The organism is Vibrio sp. Isolate33 (genome assembly GCF_022397895.1).
Classification (GTDB): Bacteria; Pseudomonadota; Gammaproteobacteria; order Enterobacterales; family Vibrionaceae; genus Vibrio; species Vibrio pomeroyi.
In genome coordinates this window covers 98,661-112,166 of record NZ_JAKEUP010000006.1, presented here as the reverse complement: position 1 = coordinate 112,166, position 13,506 = coordinate 98,661, and the positions used below count along the sequence as shown (strand labels likewise).

The 13,506-nt window shown below is 38.2% G+C and carries 11 protein-coding genes; 5 read left to right on the top strand and 6 right to left on the bottom strand.

What is annotated here, in order from left to right:
• Nucleotides 1-4: 4 nt before the first annotated feature.
• From L1D37_RS11640 to tviB, 5 genes are all read right to left on the bottom strand, one after another.
• Entirely contained in the window at nt 5-1,168 is a 1,164-nt protein-coding gene (locus tag L1D37_RS11640) for a glycosyltransferase family 4 protein (protein ID WP_239847981.1), read from the bottom strand.
• Complete coding sequence (locus L1D37_RS11635; RefSeq protein ID WP_239847980.1) at nt 1,161-2,249, bottom strand: glycosyltransferase family 4 protein; 1,089 nt, start codon at nt 2,247-2,249, stop codon at nt 1,161-1,163. The genes L1D37_RS11640 and L1D37_RS11635 overlap by 8 nt, the downstream gene beginning before the upstream one ends.
• Nucleotides 2,250-3,403: 1,154 nt before the next feature.
• Nucleotides 3,404-4,687 carry an O-antigen polymerase gene (locus L1D37_RS11630; RefSeq protein WP_239847979.1) on the bottom strand — a complete coding sequence of 428 codons (1,284 nt, stop codon included), beginning with the start codon at nt 4,685-4,687 and terminating at the stop codon, nt 3,404-3,406.
• 426 nt (nt 4,688-5,113) lie between these two features.
• Entirely contained in the window at nt 5,114-6,163 is a 1,050-nt protein-coding gene (locus tag L1D37_RS11625; RefSeq protein WP_239847978.1) for an NAD-dependent epimerase/dehydratase family protein, read from the bottom strand.
• 101 nt (nt 6,164-6,264) lie between these two features.
• Nucleotides 6,265-7,545, bottom strand: coding sequence for a Vi polysaccharide biosynthesis UDP-N-acetylglucosamine C-6 dehydrogenase TviB (gene tviB, locus L1D37_RS11620; RefSeq protein ID WP_239847977.1), 1,281 nt, complete (start codon nt 7,543-7,545; stop codon nt 6,265-6,267).
• Nucleotides 7,546-8,160: 615 nt separating this feature from the next.
• Here tviB and L1D37_RS11615 point away from each other — a divergent pair.
• From L1D37_RS11615 to L1D37_RS11595, 5 genes are all read left to right on the top strand, one after another.
• On the top strand, nt 8,161-8,595 hold the full coding sequence (locus L1D37_RS11615) for a rhodanese-like domain-containing protein (protein ID WP_132940412.1): 435 nt from the start codon (nt 8,161-8,163) through the stop codon (nt 8,593-8,595).
• Nucleotides 8,596-8,677: 82 nt separating this feature from the next.
• Nucleotides 8,678-9,145: a protein-export chaperone SecB gene (secB, locus tag L1D37_RS11610; protein ID WP_004741403.1), complete on the top strand. Its 468-nt coding sequence runs from the start codon at nt 8,678-8,680 to the stop codon at nt 9,143-9,145.
• Between the two features lie 194 nt (nt 9,146-9,339).
• The gene (gene gpsA, locus L1D37_RS11605) at nt 9,340-10,386 is read left to right on the top strand and encodes an NAD(P)H-dependent glycerol-3-phosphate dehydrogenase (protein WP_239847976.1); all 1,047 of its coding nucleotides are present in this window, start codon (nt 9,340-9,342) and stop codon (nt 10,384-10,386) included.
• A 47-nt stretch (nt 10,387-10,433) separates the two neighbouring features.
• Nucleotides 10,434-11,255 carry a serine O-acetyltransferase gene (gene cysE / locus L1D37_RS11600; protein WP_048612489.1) on the top strand — a complete coding sequence of 274 codons (822 nt, stop codon included), beginning with the start codon at nt 10,434-10,436 and terminating at the stop codon, nt 11,253-11,255.
• Between the two features lie 104 nt (nt 11,256-11,359).
• Nucleotides 11,360-12,511 carry a peptidoglycan DD-metalloendopeptidase family protein gene (locus tag L1D37_RS11595; RefSeq protein WP_239847975.1) on the top strand — a complete coding sequence of 384 codons (1,152 nt, stop codon included), beginning with the start codon at nt 11,360-11,362 and terminating at the stop codon, nt 12,509-12,511.
• A gap of 321 nt (nt 12,512-12,832) precedes the next feature.
• Here the strand turns inward: L1D37_RS11595 and L1D37_RS11590 are convergent, their stop codons facing one another.
• Nucleotides 12,833-13,468, bottom strand: a complete 636-nt coding sequence (locus L1D37_RS11590) for a TetR/AcrR family transcriptional regulator (RefSeq protein ID WP_239847974.1) — start codon at nt 13,466-13,468, stop codon at nt 12,833-12,835.
• Between the last annotated feature and the right edge of the window lie 38 nt (nt 13,469-13,506).

Below are 13,506 nucleotides of genomic sequence, written 5' to 3'. Positions count from 1 at the left end.
TCAATTACTCACAGTCAAAATAGCAACCTAAAGTTTGCTTTACAATATGTTTAGAATGATACTTTCTATCAAAAAGAATCTTCGAACGCCCTTTATTTCTATCAATCAAAGCGCTATCTATATTAACAATAGCTGATGCTAATGAAATAGACGATTTAGGCTTAATAAGATCGCCATTCCAACGGTCAATAACAGTTTCATTACAACCAGGAGCATCGGTAGTCACGATATATTTGTCGTAATATAGGGCCTCGATTATAGCGCGGGGAGTTCCTTCTCTATAAGAAGGGAGTACTACCACATCACTCAATTGGAAATATTGAAAGATATTAGGCTTGTGTTCAAAAAAAATCGAATTTCTTAATTTCGTGTTGGAAATTTTTGTTTTTGTCATACCTGATGCTTCATCTAGCGATGGAGAACCTATATGTAGAAAAACGAAATCATCTCTTACCAGATTGATACGTTCAATAGCTTCTATATACTCATTGATACCTTTTTCAAACAATGCTCTGCTAGGGTATAAAACAAGTAACTCATGCCCCGAGAATCCATGCTGTTTTAAAAATTCCACCTTGCTTATAGGTTTAACCTCATGGCTTGGAACCATGCTTGGATCAAATCCGGAACCGTTAGTTACTAAGACCTTATCTGACTTCAGTAGTCCCTTAGATAGAAAGTAGTTTGCATCATCATGATTCTGAAAGAATATATTATTAGATTTCCTACCCAAAATACGATAGACCCAATTAACTAATAATCGGCCAAACCGATAGCTAACTTTATCGTAGGAATAGAGGAGTCCCATCCCCGTTACTGATAGGTATAGTCTATTTTTATTATTAGATATAATACTAGCAAGCCCGCCAACAACATTAGCTTTATGTGTAAAACAATGAATAATATCTGGTTTAAGTTCTAATATTTTTTTTAATATAAACATAAACAAATTTATAATCGATAGTAACCCAATAGACCTTCCAGAAAAGTCTGCAGTATGCGTTATAACGCCCATACGTTTCAAGTCACCAATAAAACTACCTTCCGGACTAGATGCAGTAGAAATACTATGTACTTCATGTCCTTGCTCAATCAAGGCTTTGATAATTGGATAACGAAACTTGTATAAAGCGCCATCAGAGTTACAGATTAATAGACATTTAGCCATTAAAATCACCTTCAATAAAGTCTAAGTATCTATCGCATTGTGACTCAAGAGTATACCCCTCCCTTACCACACGATTACCTTCAAGTCCTATTTTTAACCTGAGCTTTTCATCATTGATAAGTTTAAAAAGCATTTCATACCATTCATCATCATCGTGAGCGTATAACCCCGACTCACCATGCTTAACTAAAACACTATTCTCGCCCACAGGACTGCAAACCACAGGTTTAGACATTGCCATATATTGAATCAATTTAAAAGCACACTTACCTTTTTCAAAGCGAGAGTCACTCAAAGGCATTATACCTATATCAATATTACTTAGCTCCAATATTTCATTCTCTTCCGACCATTGAATTACTTTATTTCTAAAACGCAATTTTTCACAAAACTCTTTATCGGCACCAATCAAGTGAACTTCGACGTCTAAATCTTCCTGCAAGCGCCTAATCGCACTCTCAACACTTAGCAGGTATTGGGATGAAGTTGGGGAACCTATCCAACCAATAACAATTTTGTTGTCACTTCTGGAGCGTTTACATTTTTCCTTATCATACCTTTGGTATTCAATCACAGTTGGTATTTTAATTACTCTGCGAGCTCCCACTCCCTTAGCAAATCTTAGTATATATTCACTACCAGCATTAACTCCGCTTGCCCATTGGATAATTCGACGATGCTTGTTATAAAGAAAAGAAAAGAAATTACTTCCTTTAAACTTATCATAATTATGCCAAACAGCATCATCATAATCTAAAATATAATTACGCCCAGTCACTTTGAACATCCATTCAAAGATAGGAGGAAAGTACGGAATCACCTCTTTCTCAATTACTAAAGTAGATTTATCGTCAAATAAAAGATATAAAGAAACTGCCAGTCTTTTTAAAATTGCCCATATTGCGAGAAAGTAATATAGCTTATTACCTGAGTATTTAAGAGTCAAATAATCATCACAAAAAAGGGGGGAGTGAACAACCTTGTACCCTTTTTCAATAAGAAAAGGAAAATATTGTAGACTGCGATATCTACTGCTGGCACCTAAACTTTGATGCTTAGTTAGATAAAATATCTTTTTCATTGTTAATTTTCTCTCGGATATGATAGAAACAATACATGATAGAAACAAGTTCCATGATAACACTTGCAATTAGGATCGAGTATTCATTGAAAATTCCGGACAATGTTATTATTACAATAAAATTAACACATAGTGATATGATGCTAATTTTAAAAACATGGGAAACAAGATTAAACTTAAATAGTAAAAAAGACTGAATTGAAGTAAACATTGAAAGTGTAGCTGATATAAAAAAGAACATAAAAAATATTGGCTTCATATCGTACAAACAATAACTAAGTATACAAACAAATATAACTGACGAATAAACAAACCGAGAACTATAATATAAATACTCCTTCATCACATGAAAAAATGATGCTGCATTATTGATTGATGATTTAGCTATTTTGTCAACATAGTAACTACTTGAAATATACGTAGTAACGAAAATAAAAATAGAAACCATCAACATATAGTTACCTATTATCACTATATCCTTCTCTAATAGTAGTATTGGCATCAACAGTGCGTAAACTCTTCCCCCCAATATTGATAAACAATTTTGCATGTAAAAATACTTACCGTCGAGTATATTTAGACTACACAAAAAACCAGGTGAAGCATTGCCTTTTCGGGAGATGTTAACCCGCCAACTTAAATAATAAACAACGCATTCGACCAGTCTGTATATAAGGACCAAATATAGAACCCAACTATAATAAGGAAAAAATATCAATATAGGGAAAATAGAAAACAAAACAACAGGGAAAGAAAGTATATAACTATATTCTTTATTAACAAAGTAAAATGAACTATATGAAACATTAATGGAAGAAAACAAACAAATAAATTGCATAGCTAATATTATATTTATTTCCATGTCAAAAAATAAATATAATATAACTGAAATTAGCGTAGAAAAAGGAATTGCTACCAGAATTTTATAGTATAAAATCCTGGTCACATCACCAGTAAAGCTTTCATCTTCAGAAGATAGCTTCGATAACATGTACTTTAGTGGAAATATATCTACTAGAGTCAAAAATATCACACAAATAGGGATTAAAATAACAACCTTTGAGTAATTATATTCATCCATCACAATACTAGAGATAAACATTAAGCCTAGATATAAGCCCGAGTTAGCAGCTCGAAAAGAGAATCTTCCTACGCTATTCCATATTGATTTGTTTAACATAGAGCAAAGCAATCCTCTTGAATAATGCACATACTAACAGTAAAAAAGATAAGTAAAGGATAGTGTCATTAAATTTATAAGCAACTAATGACAAGACACAAACAGGTAAAAATGATGCATACAAAAAGGTTACAGTGAAGTTTCTCTTCATTTTAGAAAAATAGTCTACAGCTGACAATACAAAACCTAAAACAATAGATGATAGAAAAGCACCCAATAAAGATAGCTCATTTATAATAGCGAGATGCATAGTATAGACATTTGTAACAACCTCTCCCACCTCGATAAAATCTAACACAGAGGAATTAACTGAAATATACTCAAAACCCAAAACCTTATTAACAATCAGATAAAACTTGTTCAGTATTGTTGGTAGATAAGGTTCAACTATTACACTGTTGTGTGTAAATAGTTTTTCGTCTAAAGCATAAAGTGCGCCTATTGCATAGTCGTAGGGATAAAGGAGAACATTTATAGTCAAACTCGATAGATCATTCAGACTATCTAGACTTCCCACATCATTGTCTATAGCTTTCCCTGTAAAAACAGAGAATAAAATAATGAACAAGTAAAATAATACAACTGCAATAATACCAAAATAAATTAATCTTATGTCATTAGTGTATTTCAGTCGGTACTTCACACCGAACATCATTATTATACATGTGATAAAGTTAATTTTAGCCCCAGTCAAAAGCAGACTAAGCAATACCACAACTATTCCAATGCATTCTATCTTAGACAATTTGGTAAAACATGACTTATAGACAGTAATACAGCAACTTAAAGAGCCAAATATATAATAATAAATCAGTACTCCCGCATCATTATTAATTTCATTAATACTTGCTCTTGCTTGCCCGCTAAAGAGAAAGTTAAAAAGACCAATTTCATTTTCAATAGTTACTATAAAAACCAAAAATAGAGAAAACCATATCATCCAGGATAATTTTGTTAGTCCTGCTATATTTTTCAAATTTTCAAATTCATATTTATCATAAAAAGCTAGATTTAATTTATCTTTGAAAGATAAATAAAAAATAATGTATGCTAAATTAAAGAATAACAAATAGCATAGCAAATACAATCGAATCTCGACACTAAGCTCTCCAAAAGAAGATAGATCGAGTTGAGCTAGAAAAATTGCAAACAGCCAGGTAATATTGAAAACAAGAAAAAGACTAAGCCCTCCATTATTTAATCTACTTTTTAAAGCAATGACCGTAAATATCATTAAGAACAAAAATATCATAAACATAAAATAATCATTTAAACCTAGATAATCAGAGTGACATCATTTAAATCTATGCGTTGCCAGGTTGCATAATATTTAATTTTAATACGGTAATAAATACATCTATATCAAAGGCCACATAACAACTTAATAAACCCCCTATAAGTTATCTTAAACTAAGATATAGAGAAATCTAACCCTGGTTAACTCCAATATAAAATCACTCCAGCTACAAACTTCTATTCGAGAATAGTGACGTTACACAGAGCCTTGCTAACAACATAATATCCCTCAATAAATAATCTAAAATAATTATGAGTTGACATATCAGCTATTGCTCCAAGAAATATCGCTAGCTCTCGAGTCAAATTTTTAATTAGTTTTCCAATGAGAATAGATCCCCTATCCTTTTATAGTGAACACCAGGCTTCAAAGAAAACATCCACCGTACTATTTAACTGGTTGAGTGCCATATTTCTGTACATACCAAGATATGGCATGTTTAATTGCTTTCTCTATTCTATGGGTTGGCTCATAACCTAATTTCAATTTAGCTTTTTCTATACTAGCTTGGGAGTGTCTAACATCACCCGTACGAAATTCTCTATAGGATGGTAATGTAGAAAAATTGAAGTTTAATTCATTTAGTGAACTCTGTATCAAGCTATAAAGCTCATTTAAAGTAGTCCTATCGCCAAGGGCAACATTGTATACTTCATCTTTAGCTTCATCAGGTGCTAATGCAGCTAGAATGTTCATCTGTACTGTATTCTCAATAAAGCAAAAGTCTCGACTCGTTTCACCATCACCATTAATAAACACTTCTTCTTTGTTAATCATTGATGCTGTCCACTTTGGTATAACTGCCGCATAAGCACCTTGGGGATCCTGTCTAGGTCCAAACACATTGAAATAACGTAGACCAATAGTTTTAAAGCCGTAAGTACGTGCGTAGACTCCAGCATAAAGCTCATTTACATATTTAGTAACAGCGTAAGGCGATAGTGGGCTGCCAATATTTTCTTCTATTTTTGGTAACGCAGGATGGTCACCATAGGTTGAACTGCTCGCAGCATAGGTAAAACTATTCACTTGAGCTTCTTTTGCTGCCGTCAACATATTTACGAAACCACTAATGTTTGCAGCATTAGTTGTAACAGGATCTGCAATTGACCTCGGCACACTGCCCAGAGCTGCTTGATGGAGCACATAGTCGACAGCAACATCACCTAGACCAATAGCTTTCTCACAATCGGCGTAATTTCGAATATCGCCTTCAATAAAAGAAAAGCGCTTCCATTGCTCCTCAGTTACAAGCGAACGCACTTCATCCAAATTGTGCTTATGTCCTGTAGCAAAGTTATCTAATCCAACCACTTTTTGGTTTAATTTCAAGAGTGTTTCGAGCAGGTTTGAACCGATAAAACCTGCTACTCCTGTAATTAACCACTTTTGGGGAGATTTCGTTAATTGCTTTTTTATTTGATCATATTGAGTCATATCGGTCACTTATTTAAGCTTAATGATTAAAGGGAAATAAAAGTACTATTATTACTATAACGTGCTAACTTTCGTAGTACATTATTTTAGATTTGAGAGTATTAGAGGCGTATGTCTGCATCGCTTTTTTCTAAGACATATTTTAAGTCATACAATACATGCGTTTCTTTACCAAACTCTCTAATTTTTTCTGCACCTAACTGCTTGAATTCATTATGTGACACAGCTAAAACAACACCATCATAGTAATTAAGTTGTGCTTCCTTGATGACCGATAAACCATACTCATGTTGTGCTTCCTCGTTTGAACACCAAGGGTCAAGAACATCAACGTTAATATTGTATTCTTTAAGTTCAGAAACAATATCGATCACTTTAGTATTCCTAAGGTCTGGGCAGTTTTCTTTAAACGTTAAGCCCATCACAAGTACATTAGCGCCTTCAACATGAATACGCTTTTTAAGCATACTTTTAACCAACGTAGACACTACATACCCCCCCATGCCATCATTCAAACGACGACCTGCTAGAATCATTTCCGGGTGATACCCTACTGTTTGAGCTTTATGTGTTAAGTAATATGGGTCCACACCAATACAATGGCCGCCAACAAGACCAGGACGAAATGGTAAGAAGTTCCATTTCGTACCTGCCGCTTCTAATACTTCAAGAGTATCAATATTTAATTTATTGAAAATAATTGAAAGCTCATTGATTAATGCAATATTCACATCTCGCTGAGTATTTTCAATGACTTTTGCAGCTTCTGCTACCTTAATGCTTGATGCTTTGTGTGTACCAGCGGTTATTATCGTTTTATACAATTTGTCTACAAATTCAGCAACTTCATCAGTAGAACCACTAGTCACTTTCAGAATATTAGTTACACGATGCTCTTTATCACCAGGATTTATACGCTCAGGAGAGTAACCAGCAAAAAAATCTTTATTGAATGTTAACCTCGCTACACTTTCAACAACAGGAATACATACTTCTTCAGTCGCGCCAGGGTAAACTGTTGATTCATAGATGATAATATCACCCTTAGAAATAACAGAACCTAGAGCTTCCGACGCTTTAATCAACGGTGTCAAGTCTGGTTGTTTGTACTCATCAATAGGGGTAGGAACGGTAACAATATAAACGTTACAATCTTTTAGCTCTTCAAGCGAAGCTGTATAGGTAAGATGAATGGCTTCTGCTAACTCATCACTCCCACATTCTAAGGTACTATCGATACTTTTAGTTAATTCATCAATACGACTTTGGTTAATATCAAAACCGATAGTTGCTTGCTTTTTCCCGAATTCAACGGCTAGAGGTAGCCCAACATAACCTAATCCAATAATACCAATATTCGCTTTTTCTAACGAAAAGTTCATATAATTTCACCTGATAGATATAAAAATTTATCCACCTCAGTCACTCCTTCCCTACTAACTCTGCGAACTCATTTGTTAGCACTCTGTCAACAAAGCTTACTTTTGGGAACGCTACCGCCCTTAGGTTTAGCTCCCAAAAGCAGTCAGTAGATGAAGGCTTACCAAGATAAGCACAGTAATTTTAAATGGACGAGATTGTAGCAAATAGCATGTGTATACTCTACGTTTATATTGGGATGCCGGTACTAAACTTCGCCATTACAGATGACCTAAAAGAAAATTTTACATACCGCAAAACTTTGTCTCTCAACAAATACGAGATTAGAAACGCAAAAAGCACAGCAATTTTACTCTGAGTTTAGTCCTTCAATTTAACTATTTTCTCCCCCCTCCCCCTTGAGGTAATTAATCACAAATAGAGAAAAAGTACATCTTGTAGTACTTGGTAAAAAACAGCAGAACGAGACGCAAGCAGACTCTCAACGACTAGCATTAGCAGATTCACCTCAACAGCATTTACCCCACCACTACACCCTTCCCCTGTATTATCCCAACCTTTCTCGCTATACTCCTACCCTATAATTTTTCGCCCAATAACGAATAAGAGTTCAAGACATGCAAGAGTTAGTTCCATTTGTTCAAGAGAATATGATTTTAGCCATCGTATGGATCGGCTTGGTTGTTGCCATCATTGCGAACGTTATCAAGACATCAAACGCGGCCTACAAAGAGATCACGGCAGCGCAAACGACACAACTGATCAACCGTGAAAACGGGGTTGTGGTTGATATTCGTACAAAGGATGAGTTCAAAAAGGGCCATATTACTGACGCACTTCACATTTTACCGTCAGACATCAAATCAAATAGCTTTGGTAGCCTTGAAAGCCATAAAGCTGACCCAATCATCGTAGTATGCAAGACAGGTCAAACAGCTCAAGAAAGCGCTAACTTGCTAGTTAAAGCAGGTTTCGAAAATGTAAGCGTGCTGAAAAGCGGCTTAGTGGCTTGGAGCGAAGCTAACTTGCCTTTAGTTAAAGGTAAAAAGTAAGCTGGCCTAGTAAACTAACTTTCGGGCTTTGTTCGATAGATATAATGAACAAAGCCTAATTTAAATTTTTAAGGACAAGAAAATGGCTGAAGCAGCACAACAAGACGCACAACAAAACTTCGCAATCCAACGTATCTTCCTAAAAGACGTATCTTTCGAAGCGCCAAACTCTCCAGACATGTTTCAAAAAGAGTGGAACCCAGATGTAAAACTGGACCTAGACACTCAAAGCCGTGAACTAGGCCAAGGCGTTTACGAAGTAATCCTTCGTCTAACAGTGACTGTTAAAAACGCTGACGACACTGCATTCCTTTGTGAAGTTCAGCAAGGTGGTATCTTCTCTGCAAGCGAAATGGAAGCTGGTCAACTGGCACATTGCCTAGGCGCATTCTGCCCGAACATCCTATTCCCATACGCTCGTGAAACAATCTCTAGCCTAGTGGTTAAAGGTACGTTCCCACAACTGAACCTAGCACCTGTAAACTTCGATGCTTTGTTCATGAACTACCTACAGAACCAAGCTCAGCAAGCTGAAGGCGAACAGGCTTAAGTTTCAAAGTAGAACTTAACTCTAACGAGTGCTTAAATAGCTTATTTTATAAGAAGCTTAGCTTTTAAATGCACATCGCAGCTTCTGCGATGTGCATTTTTTCTTTACACTGTTACTTAGATAAAGAGCTATTTTTTATTAGTAGCAAACATTCCAGAACTCTTCGATTTCCCTCATTATTTTTAGGTGGAAGCATGACAGAAACAACTCGCCCGACTCACACGACAAACGCTTACGGTAAAGACATCGCCATGACGGTAATTGGCGCAGGTTCTTACGGAACCTCTTTAGCTATATCTCTAGCGCGTAACGGTGCAAACGTTGTTCTTTGGGGACATGACCCTGTTCATATGGCTCGCCTTGAATCTGAGCGTGCGAATAATGAGTTTCTGCCGAATATCGACTTTCCAGAAAGCCTGATTATAGAATCGAACCTTGAGAAAGCTGTGACAGCAAGTCGTGATCTCCTAGTCGTCGTTCCTAGCCACGTGTTTGGTATCGTTTTAAATAGCCTTAAACCTCATTTATCAGAGAACTCTCGTATTTGCTGGGCTACAAAAGGATTGGAACCAGAAACTGGCCGCCTACTTAAAGATGTCGCACACGATGTACTTGGTGATGGTTACTCATTGGCAGTTCTATCTGGCCCTACTTTTGCCAAAGAGCTTGCGATGGGTATGCCGACCGCAATTTCAGTTGCCTCGCCTGACGAAAACTTCCTAAAAGAGCTACAAGAGAAAATTCACTGCGGCAAAACATTCCGCGTGTATGCAAACTCAGATTTCATTGGTATGCAACTTGGCGGTGCAGTTAAAAACGTTATCGCGATAGGTGCAGGCATGTCAGATGGTATTGGCTTTGGTGCTAACGCTCGTACAGCGTTGATCACGCGTGGTTTAGCTGAGATGAGTCGATTGGGAGCAGCACTTGGCGCACAACCAGAAACTTTCATGGGCATGGCTGGATTAGGCGATTTAGTACTGACATGTACCGATAACCAATCACGTAACCGTCGCTTTGGTTTAGCGCTTGGCTCAGGTAAAGACGTCGACACTGCACAAGAAGAAATCGGCCAAGTGGTCGAAGGTTATCGCAACACCAAAGAAGTTTGGTTACTATCAGAACGCATGGGCGTTGAGATGCCAATTGTTGAACAAATTTATCAAGTGTTGTATCAAGGGAAAGATGCCCACTTAGCGGCGCAAGACCTACTTGCTCGAGACAAGAAGTCAGAGCGATAACATCACGCATCAAGTCGTGGAATGAAATAGATAAGATGGATGGCAAAATGAAACACTGTGAACAACAAAAAGTTTGGCAATGCATTGTGAAGGAAGCTCGACAACAGTCAGAGCAAGAGCCTATGCTTGCGAGTTTTTACCATGCCACGATCATAAACCACGAAAGCTTAGGCGCTGCACTCAGTTATATTCTGGCAAACAAGTTAAAGACCGCCTCAATGCCTGCAATGGCAGTGCGTGAAGTGGTTGAACAAGCATTTAAGCAAGACCAATCGATTATTGATGCTGCCGCTTGTGATATTTGTGCAACAGTGACTCGAGATCCGGCGGTAGAGATGTATTCAATGCCTCTACTTTATCTTAAAGGCTACCATGCTCTGCAAGGTTACCGAGTCGCTAACTGGCTATGGAAACAAGGTCGTATTGCTCTTGCGACTTACCTGCAAAATCAAATTTCAGTCGCTTGCCAAGTAGATATCCACCCGGCTGCACGTATCGGCAAAGCAATCATGCTCGACCACGCAACAGGCATTGTGATTGGTGAAACGGCTGTCGTCGAAAATGACGTTTCGATTCTTCAAGACGTGACCCTTGGCGGTACCGGTAAAGAAGGCGGTGATCGTCACCCTAAGATTCGCGAAGGCGTGATGATTGGTGCCGGCGCTAAAATTCTCGGTAACATTGAAGTGGGTGAAGGCGCGAAGATTGGTTCTTGTTCTGTGGTTCTTCAGGCTGTACCACCTCATACTACCGTGGCGGGCGTGCCTGCAAAGATTGTCGGTAAACCAAAGACTGACAAGCCATCTTTAGACATGGATCAGGGGTTCAATGGCCGCTCTCAGAACTTCATCCATGGTGATGGGATTTAAGCAACGGTAGCGGGAGACGAGTATCGAGGTGCGAAAGTAATTGCGAGCATCGATGAGATTCGAATAGAACATAAACAACCTACAAGTAGATGAATAACAACTAAATGACGATAATGATGAAACAAATTCGAGCCATTAGTTCGACTCTCCTGATATCAGCGAGCCTCTGTGTTGCTCTTTTATCTACATCGTCATTTGCTGCATCTCAAGGTGAACTGAAAGGTGTATCTAGCGAGATATCTCGCCAACAAAAGAATCTATCCTCACAACAGAAAAAACTCGATAGCCTACAAGCGAGCCTCAAAAAACAAGAGCTCTCCATTGCTTCGCTTGAAAAAGCTATCCTAGACAGTAAGAAGCAGCTGAATACCGCTAATGCTAATATTGCGAATCTAGACACCAAGATCAAAGCGCTCACTGCACAGAAGAAAGTCCAGACCGATAAGCTAGAGCAACTAATTCAGACTTACTACATGACAAGCCGTGCTAAAGCCTCATCGCACATCCTAAATACTGGCGTTGAAGAAGATCGCATCAGCCATTATTACCAACATCTTGCTAAAGCCCGCTCTGCAACGATCAAAACGATTGAACAAACTCAACTTGAGTTAGAAGAAAGCCATAAGCAACGCCAACTTGAACAAGAACAAATTGCAACACTATTAAAACAACAAACTACCAAGCGCGATACGCTAGCCAAAACCCAAACACAACGTAAGAAAACCGTTGGTAGCATCAAGAAAAACATTTCGGGTGATAAAAACTATTTGGCAGAACTTCAACGAAATGAAACTCGCCTGAAAGCTGAAATAGCGAAAGCAGAGAAGGCGGCTCGTGAGAGACGTAACGCCGTTCCTATGGATGGTTTAGCTAAACGCAAAGGCAAACTACCTTGGCCAATCAAAGACAAAGTTCTGCATAACTATGGTTCACGCCAGACCGGCCAAGTAAATTGGAAAGGCATGGTGATCAATGCCAAGTACGGTCAGCAAGTAAAATCCGTCTACTCAGGGACAGTGGTCTTTGCCGAGTATCTGCGTGGCTATGGTTTAGTAGTACTACTTGACCACGGTAAAGGCGACATGACGCTCTACGGCTTTAACCAAGCACTTTTAAAGAAAGAAGGTGACAAGGTTAAAGCTGGCGAAGCTATTGCTCTAGCCGGTGACACTGGTGGCCAAACTCGCCCATCACTGTACTTTGAGATTCGTAGAAATAGCCAGGCTCAAAATCCGAAGAGTTGGTTGGTTAGGTAAGAGCAGATACGGGATACGAGTAATCGAGGTGCGAAGAGCTTAAAAGCAGACGTTCAATGTCCCGGAAGCAGAAAGGTTAAGAGTAGGTTCGAGGAAAATATACTAATAGTCTTGAGCAATCCAAAAGAGTTAAGAGAGCTTGAACTAGTCGCGAACACAACCCCGTCATTCCAGAATTGAGGAACGAAATATCTGAAATCTCGCTATGATATTTCTAGCCTCGAGGATAAAGAAAGATTCCCTATCGCGCTCGTACCTCGCTGTAGGGAATGACGCCGTTCTTCGTTACCAGAATCCCGTCTACTCGTATCTTCACTTTTATTAGCTGTTCAACGCCCTTACACCATCTTCCAACAATGTCAGCTGTTCAAAACCTTGCATGGTCGCAATCGGCTTAACGGTCGCGATCATCTGCAGCATACCTTGGTGAACCACCTGTTCCGTTATTTGTGCTTTTGGAGACATCGCAGACTGGTAAGCTAACCACCCCGATGCAATCAAGTGAAGAGAAGTCACCATCGACTTCATCTCTGAATCTGTCGCTTTCAGCAAGTTCAATTCAACAAAAGCTCTCATGATATCAACAAGATTAGTTTGTAACCTCTCTTGTACAGCCATGTAATCAAGGTGAAGTTGCTCGTCACGAGACAAGATTTCAGGAAGGTTTGCGTAGAAAAAACGATACTTCCACATCAGAGTAAATATCGAATCTAAATAGTGTTTTAGTAGCGTGAGGCTCTCTTTCTGACCTTGGATGGGGGTAAACCTTTCAAGCAATTCAGTAGAGTAGAGGGTAAAGATATCACGGACAATTTCTTGCTTATTACGAAAGTGGTAGTAGAGGTTACCAGGGCTGATCTCGATGTGGTCAGCAATATGATTAGTCGTAATACTACGCTCACCATGCTCGTTAAAAAGCTCTAAAGCAGCGTAAACAATCTTGTCACGTGTTTTCATTATTTATTAGTATCCCTATCCGTTTAGTGGTTCAGTAT